The organism is Bradyrhizobium sp. 199, from assembly GCF_023073355.1.
GTDB lineage: Bacteria > Pseudomonadota > Alphaproteobacteria > Rhizobiales > Xanthobacteraceae > Bradyrhizobium.
The window spans coordinates 503,032-529,729 of record NZ_JADPJI010000005.1 but is presented as its reverse complement, the minus strand read 5'-3'; the positions used below and the strand labels follow the sequence as shown (position 1 = coordinate 529,729).

Sequence of the window (26,698 nt, the reverse complement as noted above, 5' to 3'; positions counted from 1 at the left end):
CGCGAGAACTGGCCAATCACATCTCGTTTGACTAGGATAAAGTCCTCCCTCCCCGTCGATGCGAGATCCTTCCGTGGCAAAAGCAAAAACCGCGTCTAAAAAATCCGGTAACATCTTCATCGGTATCGGCGGCTGGACCTTCGAGCCCTGGCGCGGCGTGTTCTATCCAGAAAAACTCACACAGGCGAAGGAGCTGTCTTATGCAGCCTCGAAGCTGACCTCTATCGAGATCAACGGCACCTATTACGGCTCGCAGAAGCCGGAGAGCTTCCGCAAATGGGCAAGCGAGGTGCCCGACGGATTCGTGTTTTCAGTGAAGGGACCGCGCTTCGCAACCAACCGCCGTGTGCTCGCCGAGGCCGGCGATTCCATCAAGCGGTTTTATGATTCCGGCGTGCTGGAGCTCGGCGACCATCTCGGGCCGGTGCTCTGGCAGTTCGCGCCGACGAAAAAGTTCGACGGCGCCGATTTCGGCAAGTTCCTCGAACTATTGCCCCGCAAGCTCGGGGGCCGCGCGCTACGGCACGTCGTCGAAGTGCGGCACGACAGCTTCTGCACACCGGACTTCGTGGCGCTGATTCGGGAGTTCGAGACGCCTGTGGTGTTCGCCGAGCACGGCAAATATCCTGCCATCACCGATGTCGCCGGCGATTTCGTCTATGCCCGGCTTCAGAAAGGCAATGACGAAATCAAGACCTGCTACCCGCCGAAGCAGTTAGACGCCTGGGCCGAGCGCTTTCAGGCTTGGGCTTCGGGCGGTGAACCGGATGACCTGCCGAAAGTTGACAAGGCCAAGCCGAAGAAAGAGCCGCGCGACGTGTTCGCCTACGTCATCCACGAGGGCAAGGTGCGCGCACCTCACGGCGCCATGGAACTGATCGCGCGGCTAAGCTGAGGTGCTCCATGGCAAAGGCAAAAAAGCTCTTCACCATCGGCTATGAGCAGACGCCGCCCAAGGCCGTGCTGGACGAGTTGGAAGAGGCCGGCGTCAAGCTCGTGGTCGACGTGCGCGCGGTGACATCGTCGCGCCGCCCCGGCTTTTCCAAGAAGCAGCTGTCCGCCGGGCTCGACGAACGCGGCATCGCCTATGTCCATCTGGCCGCACTCGGCACGCCGAAGGAAGGCCGCCTCGCCGCGCGCAGCGGCCAGTACGACGTGCTTGAGAAGATCTTCTCAAAGCACCTGAAGGCGCCTGAGGCCAGGGAAGCGATGGACGAACTCTCGGCACTGGTGAAGAAGGCTGGCCCCGTTTGCCTGCTCTGCTACGAGCGCGACCACACCCATTGCCACCGCCAAATGATCGCGGAGCTCATCGAGGAGCGCGATGGCGTGACGGTGAAGAATCTGGTGGGACGGCAGGTGTAGCGAGCTGTCAGTCCGGGGCGCGCCTTTTGGCGCGAGCCTGGAATCCATCGAACGGCGGAGTTAAGTGGATAAATGGATTCTCAGCTGCGCAATTGCGCACCGTAGCTCGCCACTTCGTCGCGCCCCGGAATGACCGGCTAAAGCGCGATGCGATTAGGATCAATCGCCATCGCGCTTTAGGTTGTTGTTTAAGCATGATCTTTTCGGAAAGCCGCTGCGCACTTTTCCGGATTATGCTTTAGCCCTCCCCGGCCAGCCGGAACGTTCCTTCCATCATCTGCACGCATTGCCCGCCGACATGGGCGGAGACGATTTTTCCGTCCTGCTTGCGCACGCGCGTCAGCAGGATGCTCGGCCGGCCCATGTCAAAACCCTGGCCGACGGTGAGCTTGAGCTCGCCCTCACGCGAGGGATCGAGATCGGCGAACAGCGCGGCCGCGGCGACCGTCGCGCTACCGGTGGCCGGATCCTCCACAAGACCGCTGGATCCACGCATGAACATCCGCGCCTGCCGTTCGCAAGGCGCCTCGGATGCGGACACATCGCGGGTATAGAACCATACCGAGCGGGCGTCGTCGCGCGGCAACACTCTGGCGAAGGCGGCCGCATCGGGCCTCGCCCGCTTCAACGCATCGCGCGAATGCACCTCCGCGACCACGAACGGCGTCCCGACGCCGACGACCTGCGGCGCGTGGTGATCGGTCCTGATGTCATCGGCCGTCAGCGAGATGCAGGCCGCGACATCTTCGGCGGAAAGCTGCGCAAGCCGCGACAGCGGTTGCGGCGCGGTGAGCTCGGTACTGACCACCCTGCCCTGCTCGCGAAAAATATCGACCGGCACGAGTCCCGCCTTCTCCTCGAACAGCAGGCGCGGCTTCGGCTCCTTCGCGAGGCTTGCGAGCACGAAGGACGTGCCGATATTGGGATGACCTGCGAACGGCATCTCCCTGACAGGCGTGAAGATGCGCACCTCGGCGTCATTGGCCTTGTCGCGCGGCGGCAGCACGAAGGTGGTCTCGGAATAGTTGAATTCCGTGGCGATCGTCTGCATCTGCCGGGTCGTGAGCCCGCCTGCATCGAGCACCACGGCGAGCTGATTGCCGCCGAAGGCGCGGTCGGTGAACACGTCGACGGTGACGTAGCGGCGCTGCATCGTCAGTTCCTCATGCAAGTCGCGGCCGGATCCGGCCGCATCGCCGACAGTCTACAAGCCGGCGATATCGCTCGTCATGCCCCAATATTCGGTGCAATCGGAGCAATCGCGGTGACGTGTTGGAAGCCGAGTAAGCGGCGTCCAGAATGCAAGGCTCAAAAGCTATGGCAGAGATGATTCATCCCACGCCTTCACCGAAGCGCGGCGCGCTTCAACGAAAGGCGCCTCGCATTTGAAGGCGCGCTACCCCAATTGAAACACCGGGACCTTCTGCTCATAGCCGCGCACCTCGACCTCGCCGAGCGCAACGGCATCGTCGCAGTCATCACCAAGCGCTTCGCGCACTGTCGCGGAGATCAGGAGCTGCGAGCCAAACTCCTTGTTCAGCGCTTCCAGCCGCGAGGCGAAGTTCACGGTGTCACCGATCACAGTGTACTCCTTCCGCCGGGGCGAGCCGATATTGCCGGCCACGACCTCGCCGAAATGGATGCCGATGCCGATGCGAAGCGGCCAGCTCGTCTGTGCGTTGATGCGGTCCATCGCGCTCAGCATCTCGCGGCCCGCGGCGACCGCGCGCTGCGCCGCGTCGGCGGCCTCCAGCGGCGCGCCGAACAGCGCGAGGAAGCCATCGCCGAGAAACTTGTTCACGATGCCGCCCTGCCGGTCGAGGATGTCGACCAGCACGGCGAATGCGCCGTCGAGCCGGTCGACCACCTCCTGCGGGGTGCGCGTTTGCGCGCCGGCGGTGAAGCCGCGGAAATCGACGAACATCACGGCGACACGGCGAAGGTCGCCGCCCGCGCTGGCTCCCGCCGCCATCAGCCGCTCCACCACCTGAGGGGAAACATGCTGGCCGAACAGGTTCGTCACCCGGTCGCGCGCAGTGGCCGCGGCAATGCTCGCAGCAAACTGGCGCCGGAGTTGCGCACCGACCGCGCCCGCGAGCACCCCGCAGATCAGAATGATGGTGCTGCGCACCGCGTGAAAGTAGGCCTGAGGCTCGCCGACGCCGCTGGCGGGATCGTAGATCAGCGCCACGGCGAGCAGCTCGGCTGCGGCGACAAAGCCGGTGAAGCTCGAAAGCCGGAAATCCAGCCGCAATGTCGAGAGAACGATGAAGATGAAGTACATCAGCGGCACCGCAAAGCCGAGCGCCTGGCTTGCGCCCATGCTCCGGATCTGCAGAATCAGGATCACCGTCGGCAGCGACGTCTCGATCAGCGCACCGATATAGCGCCTGATCACCGGCAGGTCGCGATCAAGCCGGAGGTTCTTTCTGATCTGGATGTGGACCCAGACCTCGAACAGGATGAAGCCGACCAGGAGCCCGTAGACCTCGACCAGCCCTTCCGTCCCACGCCAGACCCGGTTCACGACGGCCGGATCAATCAGGTAGATGGAGGTGAGGAGCACGGTCATGACGCAGCCCGTTAGGATCAGCGTCCTCACTCGCAGCAGCTCGGTGCGCAGCACCTCCCGCGTCAGCTCGCGCTCGAAATCCTCCGACAGCGCGGCATGCTGCCGCGTCCTCCTGCTCGCAAACCTGACCATTCCGCCCCCTTGTCATTCCGGAGCGCGGCGAAGCCGTGAACCCGGAATCTCGAGATTCCGGGCTCGATGCTAGCGCATCGCCCCGGAATGACTGGGAAACAGTTTGCCTCAATCCAGTGTGCGGCGGAAGCGCGTCACGGCGATGGTCATCGCGAGCAGCATCAGGGCTGCCAGCGCCAGCGTGTCGAAGCGCAAATTCTCCATGGTCGCGCCCTTGAGCATGATGGCGCGGACGATGCGCAGGTAATGCGTCAGCGGCAGGCCTTCGCCGAGATATTGCGCCCAGGCCGGCATGCCCGCGAACGGGAACATGAAGCCGGACAGCAGGATGCTCGGCAGAAAGAACATCATCGACATCTGCATGGCCTGGAGCTGGTTCTGCACCACCGTCGAGATGGTGTAGCCGATCGCCAGATTGGTGGTGATGAACAGCACCGAGAGCAGCGCCAACAGGAACAGATTGCCGAGCACGGGCACGCCGAACAAGCCGACGCCGATGCCGATAATGAGGAAGGCCTGGAGGAAGCCGACCAGCACGTAAGGCACGATCTTGCCGAACATCACCTCGACCGGGTTGATCGGCATCGACAGCAGGCTTTCCATGGTGCCGCGCTCGACCTCGCGCGTGACCGACAGCGCGGTGAAGATCAGCATGGTCATGGTGAGGATGGTGCCGACGAGACCCGGAACGATGTTGAGGCTGGAGGCGGCGGTCGGATTGTAGCGGGCGTGCGCGCGGATCTCGAACGGCATCTCCGGGGGATTGCCGATATAGAGATCGTGCTTGAGCGCGGTCTGCACGACCATGCCGAGGGAGCCGATCGCCGCGCTCGCCGCCACCGGATCGGTCGCATCCGCCGCCACCAGCAGCGCCGGCCGGTCGCCGCGCCGCACCGCGCGCTCGAAGCCGCGCGGGATTTCGACGCCGAACAGCACCTTGCCGGACTTCAGGAGATTGTCGAAATCTTCGACGTCGTGCACCTCGTAGAGGAAGCGGAAATAGGCGGTGTTCTCGAGCGCCTTCAGGATCGAGCGGGCGAGATCGGAGTCTTCCTGGAGCAGCACCGCGCTCGGCAGATGGTGCGGCGTGGTGTTGATGGCATAGCCGAACAGCATGAGCTGCATCACCGGCAGCATCACGATCATCGCGAAGGACACGCGATCCCGCCTGAGCTGGATGAACTCCTTGACCAGCATCGCGTAAGAGCGCCGCAGGAATCCGAAGCGTTCCCGGATTTCGTGGCGTGGTGCGGGGTGATCGACGACGCTCATTGGAAATTGTCCTTGGAGCGACCCATCAGCTCAATGAACACATCCTCCAGCGATGGCGACGATCTCTGCCAGCGCAGGCCACTTTTCTCACGCCACGGCCCGATGCTGGCTTCGAGCGCCGCGACGTCGCGGCCGGAGACGTGCAGCGAGGTGCCGAACGGCGCCACCATGTCGATCCCGGGCTTGCCCGTGAGCTCGGCCGTGAGGCGGTTGAGGTCCTCCCCCGTCACGGTGTAGGTCGTCAGCGCGGATTTCGCGATCACCTCCTCCACCGTGCCGTGCGTCAGCAGATGGCCGTACGCGATGTAGGCGATCTCGTGGCAGCGCTCGGCTTCGTCCATGTAGTGAGTCGAAACCAGTACCGTGAGGCCCTCGGCGGCGAGCGCGTGAATCTCGTTCCAGAAGTCGCGCCGCGCCTTGGGATCGACGCCCGCGGTGGGCTCGTCCAGCAGCAGCAATTGCGGATTGGGCAGCGTGCAGGCCCCGAGCGCCAGTCGCTGCTTCCAGCCGCCGGAGAGCTCGCCCGCAAGCTGCTCCTCGCGCCCGGAGAGCCCGAGCCGCTTGATCATCTCGCGCGCCGCACCTCGCGCGTCGGTGAGGCCATAGAGCCGCGCCACGAATTCGAGGTTCTCGCGCACCGAAAGGTCCTGGTACAGGCTGAAGCGCTGGGTCATATAGCCGACCTGGCGCTTGATCTTTTCGGCATCGCGCCGGATGTCGTAGCCGAGACAGGTGCCCTCGCCGCTATCAGGCGTGAGCAGCCCACAAAGGATGCGGATGGTCGTGGTCTTGCCCGAGCCGTTCGGCCCGAGGAAGCCGTAGATCGAGCCACGCTTCACCTGCATCGACAGATCGTGCACGACCTCGCGGCCCCCGAACGACTTGGTCAGGCCCTTGACGTCGATCGCGATGCCGTTGCCGCCGTTCATCGCTTGTCCGCCACCGGAGTCTTGGGATCGAGATACACGTCGATCGGCTGGCCGACGCGCAAGGCGTCGGGGCGTGATGGCCGCGCCTGGATCAAATAGACCAGCTTGTTGCGCTCATCGAGGCTGTAGATGACAGGCGGGGTGTATTCGGCCGAAGTCGAGATGAAATAGATCTTTGCGGTGAGGTCGGCCGCGCAATTGTCGCAAGAGATAAGCACGATATCGCCGATCGCGACCTTCGGCAGCGCGGTCTCCGGCACGAAGAAACGCAATTTCATGTTGCCGGGCGGCATGATCGATAGCACCGGCCGTTGCGCCGCCACCATCTCGCCTTCGCGGAAATAGATCTGCTGGATGGTGCCGGCAACGGGTGCGAAGCCCTTGCGCCGCGCCATCCGCGTCTCCGACGTCGCCACCCGGGCCTCCGCGACGCGCAAGGATGACACGGCGGAATCGAGATTGGCCTGCGTGCCGGAGCCGGTCTTGTTTAGCGCGGCCGCCCGATCATAGGTCTGCTGTGCATTGGCGAGCGTCGCCTTGTTCTGGTTGAGATCGGCAAGCTGGAGATCGTCGTCGACGGAATAGAGGTGATCGCCGACCTTGACCTCGTCGCCCTCCCGAACATTGAGCTTCGTCACCCGGCCGGCTTCGTCCGGGCTGACGAAGATCATGTCGGCCTCAACCCAGCCCTGGAAGCCGGGATCGCGCTTCTCGTTGCAGCCCCCAAGACCGGTTGCGAGCGCGACGACCAGTGCCAATCTGAAAATAGCTTGCGACGACGTCATGTCGTCCTCCGTTCGCCAAAAATCAAATCGAGATGGACGCGCAGCATCTCCTGCGCGTCCAGCGGCGCATGCCGCGCAAACAGGCTCTGCCAGATCACTGCGATCATCGCGGGCGCAACCAGGATCTGCGGATAGCTCGCAAGGTTTTTCTGCTGGATCTCGCCGCGGGCGATGCCGAGTTCGATCAGCCCACGCATGGCGGCCATCCCGCGGGAGACGACCTCGCGGTAGTAGAAATCGGCAACGGAAGGAAAGCGCGGCCCCTCCGCCACGATCAGGCGCACCAGATCGCCGCGCCTGGTACCGATGATCTCTTTCAGAAAGTTGCTGGCAAAGCCCTCGACGAGGTCGCGTACCGAGCCCGTCGGCGGCGGCAGCGCGGTCAGCCGAGCCACGACAGGCACGATCACGATGCGCACCAGCTCCTCGAACATCGATTCCTTGTCCTTGAAGTGCAGGTAGATCGTGCCCTTGGCGACGCCGGCGCGCTTGGCGATGTCGTCGAGGCGCGTTGCAGCGAAGCCCCGCGCGATGAACTCTTCCATCGCCGCCTCTACGATGGCCGCGCGCCGTTCCTGCGCGCGCGCAGTGCGGTTCGACACAGGCAGCTCGCGCTGGGCTGCGGACGTATGCCCCCCGCTCTCTGCTGACGGGTTGGCCGACTTGTTTGATCTCTTTATCATCCCCAAAATATGACTGACTAGTCAGTCATAGTCAAGCCAGGCGCACTCTTACAAGTATCAACGAATTAGTATTGACTAATGAATTAGTCTTGGCTAATTGAAACGGCATGACCGATGCCGCCCCAAATGCCATCACCACCGTGATGCGCGCCCTCGCCGACCCGACCCGGCGCGCCGTGTTCGAGCGTGTCTTCGAGAGCAAGGAGATCAGCGTCGCCGAGCTCACCCGCGGCAGCGGCGTGACCCAGGGCGCGATCTCGCAGCACCTGAAGTCCCTGAAGCAGGCCGGCCTCGTCGCCGAGCGTGCCGAGGGCCGCAACGTCTATTACCGCGCCGCACCGCAAGGGCTCGAGCCGCTGGTCACCTGGATGGACCATTACGGCGTGTTCTGGCGCGAGCGCTTCCAGAATCTGCGTGACCTCTTGAAGGAGATCGATCAGTGAGTGCAGTTGCTTCCAAAGTCCAAACTCAAGACATCGTCGTCGACGAGGTCTTCCCTCACGCTACCGCGACGATCTGGAAGGCGTTGACCAGCGCCCAGCTCATTGCGCGCTGGCTGATGCCGCCGATCGGCTTCGAAGCCGTCGAAGGCAACAATTTCACGTTCAAGACCAATCCGGCCGGCGCGTGGGATGGCACGATCCATTGCCGCGTTCTGGAGGTCGTGCCGAACCGACGCTTCGCCTACGCCTGGAAGGGCGGCGACGAGAGTAACGCCGGCTACGGCTCGGCGCTCGATACCGTCGTCACCTGGTTTCTCACGCCGGTCGAAGCAGGGACGCGCGTGCGCGTGGTGCATTCGGGCTTCGCGACGCCAAAGAACGATACCGCTTATCGCAACATGAGCGACGGCTGGGTCAAGGTGCTGCAGCGGCTCGATGCCATCTCCGGCGAAGACAAGTAAGGAGGGATCGCGATGGACAAGCCCTATACCGGCGGCTGCGCCTGCGGCGCGATCCGCTATTCGATTGCCGGCGAGCCCCTGTTCAGCAATCACTGCCAATGCCGCGACTGCCAGCGGGAAAGCGGCAGCGGCCATGGCTCCTACGCCAGCTTCGCGCGCGCCGGCGTTACGCTGACCGGCGAAGCGAAGCGTTGGGACATGGTCGCCGACAACGGCAAAGTGAAGACGCGCGGCTTCTGCACGCAATGCGGCGTATCCGTTTACATGACCTTCGCGGCCCAGCCCGACGTCTTCACCATCCGTGCCGGAAGCCTCGACGAGCCCACCCGCTACAAGCCGCAGGTCGTGACCTATGCCGCGCGCGGATATGACTGGGATCCGCTCGCCCTCGGCCTGACAAAGTTCGACGGCATGCCGCCGGGTTGACGCACAAGCCGCGCATGGGAAGGGGTTTCGGCGCTGGAATAGTTCCAAAGCGGAGAAAGCCCGCTCCAAACGCTTCACGCCGACCCCTCCCGCAAGCGGGAGAGGTGAAACCAACCAGCACCTTCGTTAGCTGTGAAACTTCAGCCCATCAACGATCTTGTCGATCACCTTGCGCTCGGCGCGCATGGCGATGCCGACGAGATTGAGATCCGTGCGCGCCACTGCCCTCACCACCTCGCGATTGGCGGCGTCGTGCGTGGTGCTAAACATGTCCTCGGTATAGACGGCCGGCTTGACGTTGCGCGCGAGCGCACGGTCCAGCGCGCGCGACAACGCCGGACCGTCGGCGCCATAAATCAGGATCGGTTGGCCGATCAGCGCATGATATTCCGTGCCCGAGGCGTCTTCATAGGCTTCGCCGATGCATTCGGGAAAAGCCGCGGCGATGCCGCTGGTGAGGAAGGCCGCGACGTTGAGCTTCTGCCAGGCCTGAAGATCCGTGCGGATCACGACCGCGATCTTGGTGTCGAACTGCATCTTTTCCTTCCACCGTCATTCCGGGGCGGTCCAACGGACCGAACCCGGAATCTCGAGATTCCGGGTTCGATGCTACGCATCGCCGCGGATTGACAGCAAGAGAATTTAGCCTTTCGCGTCGCAGGCCCAGGCGCGGATCACGCATTCCTTGCCGCCGAATTTGTAGCACTCACGCGTGGCGGCGTTGAGGGAGGCCGAGATCTTCGGCTTGACGGCATAGCCATAGGCGCCGCAGGGATTGGCGAGATCGACCGACATCGCAGCGCAGGCGCGCTTCATCGTCACCGTCGTGCAATCGCCCTTGCATTGCTTTTGTGCCGCGGCACGCGCTTCGTGTTCGGCGCCGTAATCAAAAGCCTGGCCATAGGCGCCGCACTTGCCGACCGCGATGGCACCGGCGGCGTGGGCTTCGGTGATGTAACGTGCGCCCGTGACGGCAACTGACAAGACAAAGCAAAACATCGCGCAACGGCGCGCGACGACATTCGAAGCCATGGAAAAACCCCTCCCCCCAAGGTAGGTGGAGGCACTGTAAGCGCCGGTCGTTTCCAGATGGTGAACGGGTGGTTGGAATGGGATGATGGGGAAAGTGCCGCAGGTTGGGCAAAGCGGAGCGTGCCCATCATTGCAGATCACCGTGCGCAGAGATGGCGGGCACGGCGCATTGCGCCTTTCCCCACCCTACCGGCACTACGGCCGCATCATCCGCCTCTTGCGGCTTCCAGCGCCTGCGGCGTGTCGATGTCGAGGAAGGCGCTCTCGCCATCCACCGGCACTTCGGCGACCGCCTCCGTGTGCTTTGCGATCAGATGCCGCGCGCCGATATCACCGTCGAGCGTCATCAGCTCTTTGAAGAAGCGGCGCGACCACAGCACGGGATTGCCGCGGCGACCTTCGCTGACGGGTACGACGATGAGGTTGCCGCGGTCCGGCGCAAAGCCGTCGATAAGGCGGTTGATCAGGTCGGCATCGATCAGCGGCATGTCGCCGAGACAGACCAGGGCCCCGTCGCAGGCTTCCGGCACGGCGGCGATGCCGGCTTTAACTGAATTCGCAATACCCCCGGCGAAATCCGGATTTCTAACGAACTTCACGTTGAGGCCCTGCAGCGCCTGCTCCACCAGCTCCGTCTGGTGGCCGGTGACCACGATCACCTCGGATGCCCTGGAGGCCAGCGCCTGCTCGGTCGCGATCCGCACCAGCTTCTTGCCGTCGAGTTCGGCCAGCAGCTTGTTCGGCCCGCCCATCCGGGTCGAACGGCCAGCCGCGAGCACGATGGCTGCCACCTTGCTGTTGCCCTCGGTCTCGGGCTTGGCGCGCGGTTGCGGGCGCGTGACGATCTCCATCAGGAGCCCGCCGACACCCATGCCCATCAGCTCGGACCGCGTCACCTTGATGCCGGCGAGGAGCCGCATCAGGACCCAGTCAAACCCGTTCTCGACCGGCGAGCGCGCGCAGCCCGGCGCGCCCAGCACCGGCACATTGCCGGCGCGAGCAATCAGCAGCAGATTGCCGGGATCGACCGGCATACCGAAATGCTCGATCTCGCCGCCGATGCCGGTGACGGCGGCCGGGATGACGTCGCGGCGATCGGCGATCGCGGAGGCCCCGAACACGATGACGAGTTCGGCGCCCAGCCCGAGCAGCTCCTTGATCGCGGCCGATAGCGCCTGCTCCTCATGAGGAACACGCCGCTCGGCGACGATGCTGGCGCCGGCCGGCGCGAGCCGCTCGGCGGTGACACGGAGCGTCTTGTCGATCACCTTGGTGGACAGGCCCGGCAGCAGGGTCGAGACCACGCCGACGCGCTGAATCACGTAAGGCGCGATTCTGAGCACGTCCTTGCCGGCAGCCCTCACCGCGGCATCGCGCAACTTGCCTCCTACGCCGAACGGAATGATCTTGACGGTGCCGACCATCTCGCCTTCGACCACCGGCTTGTAGGCGGCGAGGGTCGCAAAGGTGATCGCCTCGTCGATGTTGTTGATGCGGTCGACCGCGGCGCGGTCGATCACCAGCACGCCCGGGCGCGCGGCGAACAGGTTGGCGCGGCCGGTGAAGGCGCGCTCGACATGGATGCCCTCGCCGCCGACGGCAAGCGCGATGCTGGCGGCCGCAACGTCCTCGGACACGTCGCCCGCCTCCATGCGCACCACCACGATGTCCTTGATGCCGGCACGTTCGAGCGCTTCGACCTCGGCCGGGCCGATCGTCGTGCCCTTCTTCAGCACCAGCGATCCCTGACGAAGGGTGTGGACGGTCACCCCGCCGATCGCATCCCTGGGGCTGGCCGGTCCGAACTTCATGCGGCTTCTTCTTTTTCCTTGGGAGGGAGCCGAAGCACCGCCGTGATCTCGGCCATGATCGACACGGCGATCTCGGACGGAGAGACCGCGCCGATCGCAAGCCCGATGGGCGCGTGAATGCGCGCGATATCGCTTTCCCTGGCGCCCTGCGTCCGCAGCCGGTCGCCGCGCTTGGCGTGCGTCTTCCGGGACCCGAGCGCGCCGATATAGAAGCAATTGCGCTCGAAGGCGTGCAACAGCGCGGGATCGTCGATCTTGGGATCGTGCGTCACTGCGACGAAGGCCGTGTAGGCATCGACATTGAGCGGCGGCAGCGCGGTGTCCGGCCATTCGGCCACCAGCGGAATATCGGGAAAGCGTTCGGGGCTCGCAAATGCCGTGCGCGGATCGACCACGGTGACGTCGTAGCCGAGCGAGCGCGCCAGCGGCGCCAAGGCCTGGCTGATATGGACCGCACCGACGATGACGAGCTTTGCGGTCGGCGCGTAGACGTTGAGGAATAGCTTCTTGCCGCCGGCTTCGACGCTGGCGCTCTTGCCCATGCGAAGCTGCTTGTCCAACTCGGCGCGCAGCGGATCCCTGGCGAAGTCCCTGGCCTTCACCAGGCGCTGCTCGCCGCTCTCGGTGTCCGTCACCAGGATCGCCGGCTGGCGCGCGGCCCGCTCGGCGTTGAGCTCGTGCAAAATTTCAAGTTTCACGGCTAACCGACCTTCTCGACGAAGACGCGGATGGTGCCGCCGCAGGACAGCCCGACATTCCAGGCGGTCTCATCCGCGACTCCAAACTCAAGCATGCGCGGCTTGCCGCTCTGGATCACGTCCATGGCCTCGGTGACCACGGCGCCCTCGACGCAGCCGCCGGAGACCGAGCCCAGGAACGTGCCCTCGTCGTTGATGACGAGGCTCGAGCCGGCCGGGCGCGGCGCCGAGCCCCAGGTCTCCACGACCGTCGCCAGCGCGACGCCATGGCCCGCCTTCTGCCAGTCTTCGGCCGCCTTCAGGATATCCTCGTCGCGATCGAGCATGGGTGGCCTCTCAAGCTGCAGAGCGGATCAGGCTGCGGTGATGCGGCGGCAGCGGCCGGGAGAGCGTCGTGATCAGCTCCTGGATCGAACTCAAATTATGTACCGGACGGAATTCGTCAACGTGCGGGAGCATCATTTTGATGCCCTGCGCCTTGGCCTCGAACCCGCCGAACCGCAAGAGCGGGTTGAGCCAGATCAGCCGCCGGCACGAGCGGTGCAGCCGGTCCATCTCGAAGGCAAGCTTGGAATCGGCCTCCCGTTCCAGCCCGTCCGAGATCAGCAGCACGATGGCGCCCTGGCTCAGCACGCGCCGCGCCCACAATTTGTTGAAGTTGTGTAGCGAAGCCGAGATCCGCGTGCCGCCGGCCCAGTCCTCTACGGAGGCCGAGCAGCTCGCCAGCGCCTCATCCGGATCGCGCTGGCGCAGCGCGCGGGTGACGTTGGTGAGACGGGTGCCGAACAGGAACACCGAAACGCGCTTGCGCGCATCGCCGATGGAATGGAGGAAATGCAGGAACAGGCGGGTGTACTCGCTCATCGAACCCGAGATGTCGAGCAGCGCCACGATCGGCGCCGGCTTCTCGATCCGCCCGAGCCGATGGATGTCGATGATGTCGCCGCCGGTGCGCAACGATGCACGCAGCGTGCGGCGCAAATCGAGACGAAGCCCGCGCGGCTCGGGCCGGTGCCGGCGCGTCAGGAGTTCGGCCTGCGGCAGCCGCATCCGCTCGACGGCACGCAGCGCCTCGGTGATCTCGGCGGCGCTCATCTGCGCAAAATCCTTCTTCTGAAGGATTTCCCTGTCGGAGACCGACAAGCGCAGATCCTGCTCCTGATGCTGCGGCGTCTCCGTCATGCGCGGCTTCGACATCGCCTCCTGCACGCGGCGCGAGCCGGCCTGCGGCTTCTTCTTGGCCTGGTCCGGCAGCGGCACCGAGTCCAGCATGTGCTTCCATTCCTCGGAGGCGCGGAAGAACAGGTTGAAGGCCTGCTTGAAGATCAGCGCATGCTCGTGGCGCTTGACGAAGATCGCCTCCAGCGTGGCGAAGACGTCGGCGCGGTTACCGATGTCGATCACCTGGAGCGCACTCATGGCGTCGATGACGGCGCCCGGCCCGACCGGCATGCCCGCCGAACGCAGCGCGCGGGCGAAGCCGACGATGTTGTCGGCGAACTGCTCGGTCTGCTCGGGGGCAAGATGGTTGATGGCCATGGTTGTACACTCTCAGCCGTCGTTCCGGCGCGCCCCTTGGCGTGAGCCCGGAATCCGTTGATGCACCAACTCCGCGGCCCGACGGATCCGGGCTCGCGCTACGCGCGCGCTGGCATGACGGGGTCGTTATGACGCACCCACGTCAATTCTCGCTCGTCGCTTCCTTCAGCACCGTCTGCAGGGTGTCGCCCTGCATCCGGGTGATGTCGTCCTGGTACTTGAGCAGCGCGCCCAGCGTGTCGCCGACCACTTGCGGGGTCAGCGAGCGGGCGTCGAGCTCGGACAGCGCGGTGGCCCAGTCGATGGTCTCGGCGACCCCAGGCGATTTGTAGAAGTCCTGGTTGCGCAGCGCCTGGACGAAGCGCACCACCTGCTGCGACAGCTTGGCCGAAATGCCGGGGACGCGCGACTTGACGATCGCGAGCTCCCGCTCGGCGGCGGGATAATCGACCCAGTGATAGAGACAGCGCCGCTTCAGCGCGTCGTGGATCTCACGGGTCCGGTTGGAGGTGATGATGACGATGGGCGGGCTCGGCGCCTTGACGGTACCGAATTCGGGAATCGTCACCTGGAAGTCGCTGAGGATTTCGAGCAGGTAAGCTTCGAAGGCCTCGTCGGCGCGATCGAGCTCGTCGATCAGCAGCACCGGCGGCCCAGCAACGTCGGGCTCCAGCGCCTGCAGCAGCGGCCGCTTGATCATGTAGCGGTCGGCGAAGATGTCGCTCGATAGCTGGTCGCGATCGGTGTCGCCGGCGGCCTCGGCCATCCGGATCGCGATCATCTGCGCGGCGCTGTTCCACTCATAGACTGCTGAGGAGACGTCGAGCCCTTCGTAGCATTGCAGGCGGATCAGCTTCCGTCCCAGCGCCGCCGAGAGCACTTTTGCAATCTCGGTCTTGCCGACACCGGCTTCGCCTTCCAGAAACAGCGGCCGGCCCATGCGCAGGGAGAGATATGTCACCGTCGCCAGCGACCGCTCGGCGAGATAGCCGCGCGAGGTCAGGAGTTCGAGCATCGCATCGACCGATGCCGGCAAGGCCCCGGAGGTATTGGCCGCTGAAGTCATGAAAATGCCAGTCTTGCTACGCCCTCATCGGGGACAAGTTTGGGCCGAGGCGTGAGGTCACCTCACTCCTTGGCGTTGGCGGCATCGACGGCGCGGCGCGTCAGCACGCCGATGAGATGCGCGCGATACTCGGCGCTGCCGTGGATGTCGCTATTGAGGCCCTCCGCCGGCACGTTGATGCCATCGAGCACCTTTGAGGAGAACCGCTTCTTCAGCGCTTCCTCGAACGCCTCGACGCGGAATACGCCTTCGGAGCCGGCGCCGGTCACGGCAACCCGCACGTCCGACGGACGCCGCGCCACGAACACGCCGACCAGCGCGTAGCGCGAGGCCTGGTTGCGGAATTTGATGTAGGCCGCCTTTTTCGGCAGCGGGAACATCACCCTGGTGATGATCTCGTCGGCTTCCAGCGCCGTGGTGAACAGGCCCTGGAAATACTCTTCGGCCTTGAGGCGGCGCTTGTTGGTGACGATGGTCGCGCCCAGCGCGAGCACCGCGGCCGGATAGTCCGCGGTCGGATCATTGTTGGCGAGCGAGCCGCCAATCGTGCCCTTGTGGCGCACGGCGGGATCGCCGATCTGGCTGGCAAGGTTCGCCAGCGCCGGGATCGCCTCGCCGACGATGGCGGAGCTTGCGACCTCGGCGTGCCTGGCAGTGGCGCCGATCACCAGCGAGCGCCCCTTCATCTCGATCGTGTCGAGCCCCTCGATATGGGAGAGATCGACCAGATGCGGCGGGCTGGCGAGGCGCTGCTTCATGACGGGAATCAGCGTGTGGCCGCCGGCGATCACCTTGGCGTCTTCGTTCTTCACCAGGAGGTTGGCGGCCTGCCGCACGGTCCCGGGGCGATGATATTTGAATTCGTACATCTGAATGTCCTGATCGCGGGATGCGCGTTACGCGAGATCGGATTTCGCCATCGCCTTGGCGCCGGCGGAGATCGAGGCGACGATGTTCTGGTAGCCGGTGCAGCGGCAGAGATTGCCTTCTAGTTCTTCCCGGATCGTATGGTCGTCGAGCTCGTTGCCCTTGCGGTGCACGATGTCGATCGCGGTCATGATCATGCCCGGCGTGCAGAAGCCGCATTGCAGGCCATGGTGCTCGCGGAACGCCTCCTGCATCGGATGCAGCGGCGCGCCGTCGGCGGCCAGCCCCTCGATCGTCTTGACCTCGTGGCCATCGGCCATCACGGCAAGCGTGGTGCAGGACTTCACGGCCTTGCCGTCGACATGCACGACACAGGCGCCGCACTGCGAGGTATCGCAGCCGACATGGGTACCGGTCAGGTGCAGATTCTCGCGCAGGAACTGCACCAGCAAGGTGCGGGGATCGACGTTGGCCGTGACAGGATTGCCGTTCACGATGAGGGAGATTTTTGCCATAAGCACTCTCTATCAGCGCCCCGACGGGTCCCGTCGAAGCGGTTCTTATAATTATTCCGACCCATCATATGGGCCATTATGCCCCGGGGCAACATCGCCCCGGACGCAAGGCGCCATGACAAATCGCGATGCCGAAAGGCGCAATGCTCAAGGTGTTGGCCTTCAGCCCTGTACCGCCTTGGCGAAGTTCGCGAAAAATTCGTCGGCGAGTTTCTTGGCGGCCCCGTTGATGAGGCGCTGGCCGAGCTGCGCCAACTTGCCGCCGATCTGCGCCTCGACGTCGTAGGACAGCAGCGTGCCGCCGTCCTTCTCCGCCAGCTTGACCACCGCGCCACCCTTGGCGAAGCCTGCGACCCCGCCCTCGCCCTCACCCGAGATCCTATAGCCGTTCGGCGGGTCGAGATCGGAGAGCGTGACCTTGCCCTTGAAGCGCGCCGACACCGGGCCGACCTTCATTTTCGCCGTTGCGCGAAAGCCGCCGTCCTCGGTCCTCTCGAGCTCCTCGCAGCCGGGGATGCAGGCCTTCAGCACCTCGGGATCGTTGAGCTTGGCCCAGACGGCCTCTCGCGGCGCCGCAAGCTGGACTTCGCCGTTCATCGTCATGGCCATGGGGTGCCTCCCGGATCGCGCAACTATAGTGCTGATCAAGTAACGCAGGGACGCGGCAAAGGAAAGGGCGGTAGCCGATCAAGTGCAATGCATATTCGCAACTGCAAAAAGACGTGTGCGGGCGGTTGGGGATTGGCACAGCCGGGCCATGATGATTAGGTCGCGCGCAATGAGCACATCCCTGTCCCCCCTGCTCGCGCCGATGCTGTCGAGCGCCGCCATGCGCGCGGTCTGCGACGACCGGTCGACCCTGCAGAACATGCTCGATTTCGAGGCAGCCCTGGCACGCGCCGAGGCGGCCACGGATGTGATTCCGGCATCTGTGGTGGGCCCGATCGAGGCGGCGTGCAAGGCCGATTTCTTCGACATGGCCGCGCTGGCAGAGGCCGCGACGCGATCGGGCAACCTCGCGATTCCCCTGGTCAAGATGCTGACCGCCAATGTCGGCAAGGCCGACGCAGAGGCCGCGCGCTACGTGCATTGGGGTGCAACCAGCCAGGACGTCATCGACACCGCGACCATGCTCACGCTTCGCGCCGGCATCGACGCGCTGGACGCCGACCTCAGCCGCGCCATCAAGGGATTCGCCGCGCTCGCGCGCAACCATCGCAACACCGCGATGGTGGCGCGGACCTGGCTCCAGCACGCACTGCCGATGCCGTTCGGCCTGAAAGCCGCCGGATATGCGTCAAGCCTCGCCCGCGCCCGCTGTCGCCTGCGGCGGCTCTCCCGCGAGGGCCTCGCGCTGCAATTCGGCGGCGCCGCGGGCACGCTCGCCGCCCTCGGCGACAAGGGGCTCGCGGTCGCCGAGCGACTGGCGCTGGAGCTCGACATGCCGCTGCCCGAAGCGCCCTGGCACACCCATCGCGACCGGATCGCGGAGGCCGCTTCCTGTTTCGCTATTCTGGCCGGAAGCTGCGGCAAGATCGCGCGCGACGTCTCGCTGATGATGCAGACCGACGTCGCCGAAGCGTTTGAGCCGGCCGGCGAGGGCCGCGGCGGCTCCTCGACCATGCCGCACAAGCGCAACCCGGTCGCCGCCGCAAGCGCGCTCGGCGCCGCCACAATGGCTCCGCAGCTTGCCGCGACGATATTCGCGGCTCAAGTGCAGGACCACGAGCGCAGCGCCGGCCCCTGGCATGCGGAATGGCCCACGCTGCCGCAATTGATGCTGGTCACCTCGGGGGCGCTTGCCGCCGTCATCGACATCGCCGAAGGCCTCGAGGTCGACTCCGCGCGCATGCGCCGCAATCTCGATGCGACGCACGGGCTGATCATGGCAGAGGCGATCACCTTTGCGCTGGCCGAAAAGATCGGCAAGAGCGATGCGCATCATCTCATTGAAGCTGCGAGCAAGCGCGCGGTGACCGAGAAGAAACATCTGCGCGAGGTGCTGTCAGCCGATTCGCAGGTCACCGCGCATCTTTCGCCGGAAAAAATTGCGGCATTGTTCGAGCCGATGGCCTATCAAGGGGCTTCCCAGGCCATGATCGACCGGCTGCTCGACAGCCTCGACCGCGAGTAAGAACTGCAAATACGACGGAGACGCCGCATGCCCATGATCGATGCCGACGGTTGCCTGATCAACGTCTCCGTCGAGGGCCGCGACGGCGGGCCGACCCTGATGCTCTCCAATTCGCTCGGCTGCACGCTTCAGATGTGGGAGCCGCAGATGAAGGCGCTGACGCAGGTGTTCCGCGTCATCCGCTACGACCGCCGCGGCCACGGCAAGTCCAACGTCCCGCCCGGCCCCTACACGATGGAGCGATTCGGCCGCGACGTGCTCGCGATCCTCGACGACCTCAACATCGAGAAGGTGCATTGGTGCGGCCTGTCGATGGGCGGTATGGTCGGGCAATGGCTGGGCGCCAACGCACCGGAACGCTTCGGCAAGCTCATCCTCGCCAACACCTCCTGCTACTATGCCGAGCCGACCAAATGGCTGGAGCGCATCGGCGCGGTGAGGAAAGGCGGCATCGCCGCCGTTGCCGATGCCGTGATCGCAGGCTGGCTGACGCAGGACTTCCGCGAGCGCGAGCCTGACATCACCGCAAGGATGAAGTCGATGCTGCTCGCCTCCCCGGTCGAAGGTTATCTCGCCTGCTGCGAGGCGCTGTCGAGGCTCGACCAGCGCGAACTGCTTCCCAAGATCAAGAGCCCGACGCTGGTGATCGCCGGCCGCCACGACATGGCGACGCCGGTCTCGGCGGGCGAACTGATCCGGTCGAACATTCCCGGCGCCAGCATGACCATCATCGACGCCGCGCACATTTCCAACATCGAGCAGCCACACGCGTTCACCGACGCCGTGGTGGGCTTCCTGACGCAACGCTGATGTTATTACTGTCATTCCGGGGCGCCGAAGAGGCGAACCCGGAATCTCGAGATTCCAGGCTCGATGCTTGCATCGCCCCGGAATGACTGATCCGGAGAAACACAATGGACGACCAGAAGCGCCGCGATGCCGGCATGAACGTGCGCCGCAAAGTGCTGGGCAATGCCTGGGTCGACAAGTCGATTGCCAACCGCAACGCCTTCAACACCGACTTCCAGGACCTGATCACGCGCTACGCATGGGGCGAGATCTGGACGCGGCCGCATTTCGACGAGCGCACGCGGCGGGTGCTGGTGATCGGCACCATGGTCGCGCTCGGGCAGTGGGACGAATTCCGCCTGCACGTGCGCGCGGCGCTTGCCGAGGGCGGCTTCACCCCCGACGACATCAAGGAAATCCTGCTGCAGCAGGCAATCTATTGCGGCGTGCCGGCCACCAACCACGCCGTGAAGGAAGCCTCAGCGATTGTGCAGGAGCTCGGCCTGCTCAAGTCCTAGCGGCTGAAGACTCGGCGGCGCGGCTCTCTCGACGGTCTTCGGCGCAGCCTCCGGCCGTTCGATCACCACCACGATGGCAGCACCGAGCAAGAGCAGCAGCTCGGTGGCATGCAGCCGCAGCGCGGCCATCTCGCCGACCTTCGAAGCCATCACCATGCTGGTAAACGAGATCAGGCTGCCGATCGCCAGCGCAATGCCAAGCGCCTCGTCGCTGCCGCCGCCCTTGCGGACGCGGGGGATGCACAGAAGCACGAGGTAGATCGCAAAGAACGCCACCACGGTCATCCGGCCCAGCGCCAACAGCCAGGCGGCCCGCACCGTGCTCATCCCTGCCATCTCGAAATGGTCGCTGAGGAACAGCGCGACCGCGACACTCGGCCGCTCGTAGAGGCCGTGCACCGGCGCGACCATGATGTTGAAGGCAACAAGGCTCCAGGCCGGAATGAAATAGGCCGCCAGCAGCGCGCCGTTGACCGAGCCGATCCGCCAATTCCCGAACATGCCGCTTCCCACTTCGTCTACACACGCCTTCGCTGGAAGGCTTTTGCGGGAGCTAACTCGCATCAGACTGTGGCGGCAATTTAAACCGTTTGTTTACCTTAATTGCCCCGGGTGAGCCCACAAGAAAGGGCCCGGCCTCTCGGCGGGACGCTCTTCACCCCTCTTACGGGTGGACTCCCAGATTACCTGATCGCGGCCCTGCTGCTGGCGCGGCTGTTGACCTGGGCGCTGCCGGCCGGGGTTCTGACTCTGCTAACCCGGTTTCTGGTTCTGCTCCGTCATTCGGGGAACTGCCTCGTTGACGTCAGAGGCGAGACAGCTGCCGATCCATTTTGGTCGCCCCCGGGAAGCCGGTTCCTCACAGTTGCGGAACCCAAAGGCCAAATGACTTCTGTACAATCCCTTTCGGTCCATCGTGACCAGTTGCAGCCGCCAGTTCCCTCCTGTTACAAAACCCGGAAGAATGCCTAGGCGCTGCCGGGGCCCAAGAAACCACACTCCAACCCACTCTCCTCAGAGCTCACTTTGAGCCCGCGTCAGGTTTGGTACGGCAGCCATGGATTATTTCACCCAGCAACTCATCAACGGCCTCGTCCTTGGCTCGATCTATGGCCTGATCGCCATCGGCTACACGATGGTCTACGGCATCGTCGGCATGATCAACTTCGCCCATGGCGACGTCTTCATGATCGGCGGCTTCATCGCCCTGATCACCTTCCTGATCCTGATCTCGCTCGGGCTGACCGCGATCCCGCTGATCCTGCTCGTCGTGCTGCTGGTCTCGATGGCGATCACGGCGCTTTATGGCTGGACCATCGAGCGCATCGCCTACCGGCCGCTGCGCCATTCCTTCCGCCTCGCCCCCATGCTGTCGGCGATCGGCATGTCATTCGTTCTGACCAACTATTCGCAGGTTGCGCAAGGTGCGCGCGTCAAGCCGATCCCGCCCTTCATCACCGGTGGCTACACCCTGCATGAGAGCACGGACGGCTTCGTGATCCAGCTCTCCAACATCCAGATCATGGTGGTCGTCATCACCGTCGTGCTGCTGGCGCTCTTCACCTGGCTGGTGTCGCGCACCCGGCTCGGGCGCGACATGCGCGCCTGCGAGCAGGACCAGACCATGGCGGCGCTGCTCGGCGTCGACGTCGACCGCACCATCTCCATGACGTTCGTCATCGGCGCCGCGCTCGCCGCGGTCGCGGGCCTTATGTACCTGCTTTACTATGGGACGGTCGATTTCTTCATGGGCTTCGTCGCCGGCATCAAGGCGTTCACCGCCGCCGTGCTCGGCGGCATCGGCTCGCTGCCGGGCGCCATGCTCGGCGGCCTTGCGATCGGCCTGATCGAGACGTTCTGGTCGGCCTATTTCTCGGTCGGATACAAGGACGTCGCCGCGTTCTCGATCCTGATCGTCGTGCTGATCTTCATGCCGACCGGCCTGCTCGGTCGTCCCGAAGTCGAAAAAGTCTGACGGTCGCGCGTGGCAGCTTCCTCACCCATGAAGGCCGGACCAGGCATCCCCTCCATCCTGAAGACGGCTTTCGTCAACGCGCTGATCGCGCTGGTGCTGTTCTCGTTGATGGTCGGCATCCGCACCGAGGCAGGCGCTTCTGGCCAGCTCACCTATTGGACGCGCTTCGGCGAACTTGTCTCCCTGGTCGCGGCGGTATTCGGCGGCTCGATCGTGCTCGAGCTGCTGCGGCAATGGATCGGCCCGACCGGTGCCGAGAAACTGGTGCCGCCGGCAGTGAAGAGCGGCATGTCGTTCATCGGCCGCTACGTCGCGGCGGCGCTTCTGATCTTTACGCTACTGGTGCCGGTGATCTTTTATAACCAGCGCTACATCCTCGACCTCGCGATCCTCGTGCTCACCTATGTCATGCTTGGCTGGGGACTGAACGTCGTGGTCGGGCTCGCCGGCCTGCTCGATCTCGGCTACGTCGCCTTTTATGCCGTCGGCGCCTATTCCTACGGACTGCTTGCAACCAATTTCGGCTGGTCGTTCTGGGTCTGCCTGCCGCTCGCCGGCATCCTCGCAGCGTTCTGGGGCGTGCTTCTCGGCTTTCCCGTGCTACGCCTGCGCGGCGACTACCTCGCCATCGTGACGCTCGCCTTCGGCGAGATCATCCGCCTCGTCATCATCAATTGGCAGGAGCTCACCGGCGGCCCCAACGGCGTCTCCGGCATTCCCCGCCCTTCCTTCTTCGGCATCCCGCTCGACAACAGCGATGACGGCCTCGCCGCCAAGCTCGGCATCGAATATTCGCCGACGCACCGGATCGTCTTCCTGTTCTATCTGATCCTGGCCCTTGCGCTGCTCACCAACTGGGCGACGATCCGCCTGCGCCGACTGCCGATCGGGCGGGCCTGGGAAGCCTTGCGCGAGGACGAGGTCGCCTGCCGCGCGCTCGGCATCAACACCACGACCACCAAGCTCACCGCTTTCGCGACGGGGGCGATGTTCGGCGGCTTTGCCGGCGCGTTCTTCGCAACCCGCCAGGGCTTCATCAGCCCGGAATCCTTCACCTTCCAGGAATCGGCGCTGGTGCTCGCCATCGTCGTCCTTGGCGGCATGGGCTCGCAGCTCGGCGTCGCGCTCTCCGCGCTCGCCATGATCGGCGGTTTCGAGCTATTCCGCAGCCTCGAGACCTATCGCATGCTGGTGTTCGGAATGGCCATGGTGCTGATCATGATCTGGCGGCCACGCGGCCTAATCGGTCATCGCGCGCCCACCGTGTATCTGACCAAGGCGAATGCGATCTCCTCCGACCTGGTCAAGGAAGGGCACGGATGAGCGGCGACAAGATTCTCAGTGTCGACCGGCTCGCCATGCGTTTCGGCGGCATCGTGGCCGTGCAGGACCTTTCTTTTGCCGCCGAGCGGAAGAAAATCACCGCGCTGATTGGGCCGAACGGCGCCGGCAAGACCACCGTGTTCAACTGCATCACCGGCTTCTACAAACCGAGCGGCGGCGCCATTCGCCTCAGCCATGACGGTGGCAGCACGATCGCGCTGGAGCGGCTGAACGATTTCCGCATCGCCAAGCAAGCCAAGGTGGCCCGCACCTTCCAGAACATCCGGCTGTTTCCCGGCATGACCGCGCTGGAAAACCTGATGGTGGCGCAGCACAACGCGCTGATGCGCGCCTCCGGCTTCACCTTTCTCGGCCTCATCGGCGCCCCCCGCTATCGCGACGCCGAAAAGCGCGCGATTGATCTTGCCACCGACTGGCTCAAGCGGGTCAACCTGCTCGACCGCGCCGACGATGCGGCCGGCAACTTCGCCTATGGCGACCAGCGCCGGCTCGAGATCGCACGCGCCATGTGCACCGAACCCGCTCTGTTATGCCTGGACGAGCCCGCTGCCGGCCTCAATGCGCGCGAGAGCGCGGCCTTGAGCGAACTCCTGCTCTCGATCCGCGACGAACTCGGCACCTCGATCCTCCTGATTGAGCACGACATGTCGGTGGTGATGGAGATCTCCGACCACATCGTGGTGATGGATCATGGCGTCAAGATCGCCGAAGGCACGCCGCGCGAGGTCCGCGACGATCCCAAGGTGATCGCCGCCTATCTCGGCGCCGACGAGGAAGAGGCGGCGGCGGTGATGGAGGGCGGCTCGTGACTTCGGCGTCCTCTCCTCTGCTCGCGATCCGGGGCTTGCGCGCCGCCTACGGCAAGATCGAAGCGCTGAAGGGCGTCGACGTCGAGATCGATGCCGGCGAGATCGTCGCGCTGATCGGCGCCAACGGCGCCGGCAAGTCGACGCTGATGATGACGATCTTCGGCAAGCCGCGCGCCCGCGCCGGCCAGATCCTGTATGAAGGGCGCGACATCACCGACGTCCCCACCCACGAGATCGCGCATTTGCGCATCGCGCAATCGCCCGAGGGCCGCCGCATCTTCCCGCGCATGAGCGTGGCGGAAAACCTTCAGATGGGGGCGGATGCCACCGAATGCACCGAGGCCGAACGCGAGGCGACGCTCCAACGCGTCTTCACGCTGTTTCCGCGGCTGAAGGAACGCTATGCCCAGCGCGGCGGCACCCTCTCCGGCGGCGAGCAGCAGATGCTGGCGATCGGCCGCGCCTTGATGAGCCGTCCCCGCCTACTCCTGCTCGACGAGCCCTCGCTGGGCCTGGCGCCGCTGATCGCGCGCCAGATCTTCGATGCGATCCGCACCCTGAACCGGCAGGACGGCCTGACCGTCCTGATCGTCGAGCAGAACGCCAACCACGCCCTCAAACTCGCCCATCGCGGCTATGTCATGGTCAATGGCCTGATCACGCTCGCCGGCACCGGCGCCGAATTGTTGCAGCGCCCCGAGATTCGCGCCGCCTACCTGGAAGGCGGCCGGCACGGCTGACCGGGCCGCAAGCCCGTCCGCGTGCGGCCGAATGCGGTGAGATATCTGCGGCAATGCCCGTATTTTGCCGGTGACTTCTCCGCGAATTCATTCAAGAATGGCGCCGGTTCGAACCGGGCATGTCCGGCAACGTCCACAGGCGACCACCCGCGAGGTATCTCATGAAATCACTGAAGCTCATCGGTCTGGCATTCGGCGCATCGATCGCGCTATCGAGCGCGGCATTCGCGCAGGATGTCACCGTCGCAGTCGCCGGTCCGATGACCGGCGGCGAGTCCGCCTTCGGCCGCCAGATGAAGAACGGCGCCGAGATGGCCGTGGCCGACATCAACGCGGCCGGCGGCCTCAACGGCAAGAAGCTCGCGCTGTCCGTCGAGGACGACGCCTGCGACCCGAAGCAAGCGCGTTCGATCGCCGAAAAGATCGCCGGCGCGAAGATCCCGTTCGTGGCCGGGCACTATTGCTCGTCGTCGTCGATCCCGGCGTCGGAAGCCTATGCTGACGGCAACGTGCTCCAGATCACGCCGGCCTCGACCAACCCGCTGTTCACCGAGCGCAAGCTCTGGAACGTGGCGCGCGTCTGCGGCCGTGACGATCAGCAAGGCCTGATCGCGGCGCAGTACATCGCCAAGAACTACAAGGGCAAGAACATCGCGATCCTCAACGACAAGACCACCTACGGCAAGGGTCTGGCCGACGAGACCAAGAAGGCGCTCAACAAGGCCGGCGTCACCGAGAAGCTGTACGAATCGTACAACAAGGGTGACAAGGACTTCAACGCGATCGTCTCGCGCTTGAAGCGCGACAACATCGACCTCGTCTATATCGGCGGTTACCATCAGGAGAGCGGCCTGATCCTGCGTCAGATGCGCGATCAGGGTCTCAAGACCGTGCTGATGGCCGGCGACGCGCTCGCCGACAAGGAGTACGCCTCCATCACCGGCCCGGCCGGCGAAGGCACCTTGTTCACCTTCGGCCCCGATCCGCGCAACAAGCCGACCGCAAAGAAGATCGTCGAGGCTTTCAAGGCCAAGAACATCGATCCCGAGGGCTACACCCTCTACACCTATGCAGCAATGCAAGTGTGGTCGCAGGCGGCCAAGAAGGCCGGCACGACCGACGCCAAAAAGGTCATGGAAGCGATCAAGGCCGGCAAGTGGGATACCGTGATCGGCCCGATCGAGTATGACGCCAAGGGTGACATCAAGCAGATCGACTACGTCGTCTACAAATGGGACGCCAAGGGCGGCTACTCCGAGATCAAGGGCAACGGCACCTGAGCGCGCTTGCCGGACCTCGAGCCGACAACCAGCCATCATCACGCCCCGGCTTGCCTGGGGCGTGACTTCTTGCACTTAGGTCAGACGGCTGTGGGCAGTTGGCCGGCCGCTGCGGCCTGCACCTTCCACAGCGCTTGCAGCAGATCGCTCGGCCGAAACGGCTTTTGCAGGCAAATCACGTTGGCGAGGTGGGGTGACTGCTCCATGAAATCCAGCGCCGTCATTCCGGACACCGCAATGACGGGGAGCCCCGGCGCACGCTCGCGCAGGGACGCAATGACCTCGACGCCGCTGATGTCGCCGAGGAAAATATCGACGATCGCCGCGTCAAAGGCGCTTTCCGCGAAGGTCTTCAGTCCGGCCGTACCGCTGTCGGCCTCGGCGACCTCGTAATGGTTGACCCGAAGCACGATGGCGATCATCGCGCGGACGTCCTTCTGGTCGTCGATGATGAGAACGCGAGGCATAGGGAACAACTCCCGCAGATTAATCAATCCTGGAACCCGCTGCGGC

General features: G+C 64.6%; 31 protein-coding genes. 13 read left to right on the top strand and 18 right to left on the bottom strand.

The window, feature by feature from the left end:
• Positions 1 to 58: 58 nt before the first annotated feature.
• Positions 59 to 895: a DUF72 domain-containing protein gene (locus IVB28_RS10860; protein ID WP_247526087.1), complete on the top strand. Its 837-nt coding sequence runs from the start codon at positions 59 to 61 to the stop codon at positions 893 to 895.
• 8 nt (positions 896 to 903) lie between these two features.
• Entirely contained in the window at positions 904 to 1,365 is a 462-nt protein-coding gene (locus IVB28_RS10855) for a DUF488 domain-containing protein (protein ID WP_247526086.1), read from the top strand.
• 238 nt (positions 1,366 to 1,603) lie between these two features.
• Here the strand turns inward: IVB28_RS10855 and IVB28_RS10850 are convergent, their stop codons facing one another.
• From IVB28_RS10850 to IVB28_RS10825, 6 genes are all read right to left on the bottom strand, one after another.
• Positions 1,604 to 2,518: a PhzF family phenazine biosynthesis protein gene (locus IVB28_RS10850; RefSeq protein ID WP_247526084.1), complete on the bottom strand. Its 915-nt coding sequence runs from the start codon at positions 2,516 to 2,518 to the stop codon at positions 1,604 to 1,606.
• Positions 2,519 to 2,761: 243 nt separating this feature from the next.
• Positions 2,762 to 4,069 carry an adenylate/guanylate cyclase domain-containing protein gene (locus IVB28_RS10845; protein ID WP_247526083.1) on the bottom strand — a complete coding sequence of 436 codons (1,308 nt, stop codon included), beginning with the start codon at positions 4,067 to 4,069 and terminating at the stop codon, positions 2,762 to 2,764.
• A 108-nt stretch (positions 4,070 to 4,177) separates the two neighbouring features.
• The gene (locus IVB28_RS10840) at positions 4,178 to 5,341 is read right to left on the bottom strand and encodes an ABC transporter permease (RefSeq protein ID WP_247526081.1); all 1,164 of its coding nucleotides are present in this window, start codon (positions 5,339 to 5,341) and stop codon (positions 4,178 to 4,180) included.
• On the bottom strand, positions 5,338 to 6,270 hold the full coding sequence (locus IVB28_RS10835; protein ID WP_247526080.1) for an ABC transporter ATP-binding protein: 933 nt from the start codon (positions 6,268 to 6,270) through the stop codon (positions 5,338 to 5,340). Before IVB28_RS10835 ends, IVB28_RS10840 begins: the two co-directional genes overlap by 4 nt.
• Complete coding sequence (locus tag IVB28_RS10830; RefSeq protein WP_247526078.1) at positions 6,267 to 7,055, bottom strand: efflux RND transporter periplasmic adaptor subunit; 789 nt, start codon at positions 7,053 to 7,055, stop codon at positions 6,267 to 6,269. Before IVB28_RS10830 ends, IVB28_RS10835 begins: the two co-directional genes overlap by 4 nt.
• Positions 7,052 to 7,738, bottom strand: a complete 687-nt coding sequence (locus IVB28_RS10825; protein ID WP_247526069.1) for a TetR/AcrR family transcriptional regulator — start codon at positions 7,736 to 7,738, stop codon at positions 7,052 to 7,054. The genes IVB28_RS10830 and IVB28_RS10825 overlap by 4 nt, the downstream gene beginning before the upstream one ends.
• 107 nt (positions 7,739 to 7,845) lie before the next feature.
• On the opposite strand from IVB28_RS10825, the gene IVB28_RS10820 reads away from it, so the two are divergent.
• The 3 genes from IVB28_RS10820 to IVB28_RS10810 are packed head-to-tail and all read left to right on the top strand — an operon-like array spanning position 7,846 to position 9,068.
• Positions 7,846 to 8,181 (top strand): metalloregulator ArsR/SmtB family transcription factor, encoded by a 336-nt coding sequence (locus tag IVB28_RS10820; protein WP_247526067.1) that lies wholly within the window; start codon positions 7,846 to 7,848, stop codon positions 8,179 to 8,181.
• The gene (locus tag IVB28_RS10815) at positions 8,178 to 8,642 is read left to right on the top strand and encodes an SRPBCC domain-containing protein (protein WP_247526066.1); all 465 of its coding nucleotides are present in this window, start codon (positions 8,178 to 8,180) and stop codon (positions 8,640 to 8,642) included. Before IVB28_RS10820 ends, IVB28_RS10815 begins: the two co-directional genes overlap by 4 nt.
• A 12-nt stretch (positions 8,643 to 8,654) precedes the next feature.
• The gene (locus IVB28_RS10810; RefSeq protein WP_247526064.1) at positions 8,655 to 9,068 is read left to right on the top strand and encodes a GFA family protein; all 414 of its coding nucleotides are present in this window, start codon (positions 8,655 to 8,657) and stop codon (positions 9,066 to 9,068) included.
• A gap of 126 nt (positions 9,069 to 9,194) precedes the next feature.
• Here IVB28_RS10810 and IVB28_RS10805 read toward each other — a convergent pair whose 3' ends face one another.
• From IVB28_RS10805 to IVB28_RS10760, 10 genes are all read right to left on the bottom strand, one after another.
• The gene (locus IVB28_RS10805; RefSeq protein ID WP_247526062.1) at positions 9,195 to 9,605 is read right to left on the bottom strand and encodes a DUF2000 family protein; all 411 of its coding nucleotides are present in this window, start codon (positions 9,603 to 9,605) and stop codon (positions 9,195 to 9,197) included.
• 105 nt (positions 9,606 to 9,710) lie between these two features.
• Positions 9,711 to 10,100, bottom strand: coding sequence for a DUF4189 domain-containing protein (locus IVB28_RS10800; RefSeq protein WP_247526060.1), 390 nt, complete (start codon positions 10,098 to 10,100; stop codon positions 9,711 to 9,713).
• Between the two features lie 206 nt (positions 10,101 to 10,306).
• Positions 10,307 to 11,911, bottom strand: coding sequence for a molybdopterin-binding/glycosyltransferase family 2 protein (locus IVB28_RS10795; RefSeq protein WP_247526059.1), 1,605 nt, complete (start codon positions 11,909 to 11,911; stop codon positions 10,307 to 10,309).
• Positions 11,908 to 12,609: an XdhC family protein gene (locus tag IVB28_RS10790; protein WP_247526057.1), complete on the bottom strand. Its 702-nt coding sequence runs from the start codon at positions 12,607 to 12,609 to the stop codon at positions 11,908 to 11,910. The genes IVB28_RS10795 and IVB28_RS10790 overlap by 4 nt, the downstream gene beginning before the upstream one ends.
• A gap of 2 nt (positions 12,610 to 12,611) precedes the next feature.
• Entirely contained in the window at positions 12,612 to 12,935 is a 324-nt protein-coding gene (locus IVB28_RS10785; protein ID WP_097658284.1) for an XdhC family protein, read from the bottom strand.
• A gap of 10 nt (positions 12,936 to 12,945) precedes the next feature.
• Positions 12,946 to 14,148, bottom strand: a complete 1,203-nt coding sequence (locus IVB28_RS10780) for a VWA domain-containing protein (protein ID WP_247526051.1) — start codon at positions 14,146 to 14,148, stop codon at positions 12,946 to 12,948.
• Between the two features lie 142 nt (positions 14,149 to 14,290).
• A complete protein-coding gene (locus IVB28_RS10775; protein ID WP_247526049.1) occupies positions 14,291 to 15,214 on the bottom strand; it encodes a MoxR family ATPase in 924 nt (307 codons plus the stop codon).
• 62 nt (positions 15,215 to 15,276) lie between these two features.
• Complete coding sequence (locus IVB28_RS10770) at positions 15,277 to 16,083, bottom strand: xanthine dehydrogenase family protein subunit M (RefSeq protein WP_247526047.1); 807 nt, start codon at positions 16,081 to 16,083, stop codon at positions 15,277 to 15,279.
• A gap of 27 nt (positions 16,084 to 16,110) precedes the next feature.
• The gene (locus IVB28_RS10765) at positions 16,111 to 16,596 is read right to left on the bottom strand and encodes a (2Fe-2S)-binding protein (protein WP_247526045.1); all 486 of its coding nucleotides are present in this window, start codon (positions 16,594 to 16,596) and stop codon (positions 16,111 to 16,113) included.
• A gap of 162 nt (positions 16,597 to 16,758) precedes the next feature.
• A complete protein-coding gene (locus IVB28_RS10760; protein ID WP_106951899.1) occupies positions 16,759 to 17,205 on the bottom strand; it encodes a carbon monoxide dehydrogenase subunit G in 447 nt (148 codons plus the stop codon).
• 169 nt (positions 17,206 to 17,374) lie between these two features.
• On the opposite strand from IVB28_RS10760, the gene IVB28_RS10755 reads away from it, so the two are divergent.
• The 3 genes from IVB28_RS10755 to IVB28_RS10745 all read left to right on the top strand — a co-directional run bounded on the left by IVB28_RS10755 (position 17,375) and on the right by IVB28_RS10745 (position 20,037).
• Complete coding sequence (locus tag IVB28_RS10755; protein ID WP_247526042.1) at positions 17,375 to 18,730, top strand: 3-carboxy-cis,cis-muconate cycloisomerase; 1,356 nt, start codon at positions 17,375 to 17,377, stop codon at positions 18,728 to 18,730.
• 27 nt (positions 18,731 to 18,757) lie between these two features.
• Positions 18,758 to 19,540 carry a 3-oxoadipate enol-lactonase gene (gene pcaD / locus IVB28_RS10750; protein ID WP_247526041.1) on the top strand — a complete coding sequence of 261 codons (783 nt, stop codon included), beginning with the start codon at positions 18,758 to 18,760 and terminating at the stop codon, positions 19,538 to 19,540.
• 104 nt (positions 19,541 to 19,644) lie between these two features.
• Entirely contained in the window at positions 19,645 to 20,037 is a 393-nt protein-coding gene (locus IVB28_RS10745; protein ID WP_247526039.1) for a carboxymuconolactone decarboxylase family protein, read from the top strand.
• On the opposite strand, the gene IVB28_RS10740 is transcribed toward IVB28_RS10745, so the two are convergent.
• Entirely contained in the window at positions 19,999 to 20,538 is a 540-nt protein-coding gene (locus IVB28_RS10740) for a hypothetical protein (protein WP_247526037.1), read from the bottom strand. The genes IVB28_RS10745 and IVB28_RS10740 overlap by 39 nt on opposite strands.
• 556 nt (positions 20,539 to 21,094) lie before the next feature.
• On the opposite strand from IVB28_RS10740, the gene IVB28_RS10735 reads away from it, so the two are divergent.
• The 5 genes from IVB28_RS10735 to IVB28_RS10715 all read left to right on the top strand — a co-directional run bounded on the left by IVB28_RS10735 (position 21,095) and on the right by IVB28_RS10715 (position 26,185).
• The gene (locus IVB28_RS10735; protein ID WP_247526036.1) at positions 21,095 to 22,012 is read left to right on the top strand and encodes a branched-chain amino acid ABC transporter permease LivH; all 918 of its coding nucleotides are present in this window, start codon (positions 21,095 to 21,097) and stop codon (positions 22,010 to 22,012) included.
• A gap of 27 nt (positions 22,013 to 22,039) precedes the next feature.
• Complete coding sequence (livM, locus tag IVB28_RS10730; protein WP_247526034.1) at positions 22,040 to 23,335, top strand: high-affinity branched-chain amino acid ABC transporter permease LivM; 1,296 nt, start codon at positions 22,040 to 22,042, stop codon at positions 23,333 to 23,335.
• Entirely contained in the window at positions 23,332 to 24,165 is an 834-nt protein-coding gene (locus IVB28_RS10725; RefSeq protein WP_247526033.1) for an ATP-binding cassette domain-containing protein, read from the top strand. Before livM ends, IVB28_RS10725 begins: the two co-directional genes overlap by 4 nt.
• On the top strand, positions 24,162 to 24,905 hold the full coding sequence (locus tag IVB28_RS10720) for an ABC transporter ATP-binding protein (protein ID WP_247526032.1): 744 nt from the start codon (positions 24,162 to 24,164) through the stop codon (positions 24,903 to 24,905). Before IVB28_RS10725 ends, IVB28_RS10720 begins: the two co-directional genes overlap by 4 nt.
• Before the next feature lie 161 nt (positions 24,906 to 25,066).
• Entirely contained in the window at positions 25,067 to 26,185 is a 1,119-nt protein-coding gene (locus tag IVB28_RS10715; RefSeq protein WP_247526031.1) for a branched-chain amino acid ABC transporter substrate-binding protein, read from the top strand.
• An 80-nt stretch (positions 26,186 to 26,265) separates the two neighbouring features.
• Here IVB28_RS10715 and IVB28_RS10710 read toward each other — a convergent pair whose 3' ends face one another.
• Positions 26,266 to 26,652, bottom strand: coding sequence for a response regulator (locus IVB28_RS10710; protein ID WP_247528506.1), 387 nt, complete (start codon positions 26,650 to 26,652; stop codon positions 26,266 to 26,268).
• Positions 26,653 to 26,698: the final 46 nt, after the last annotated feature.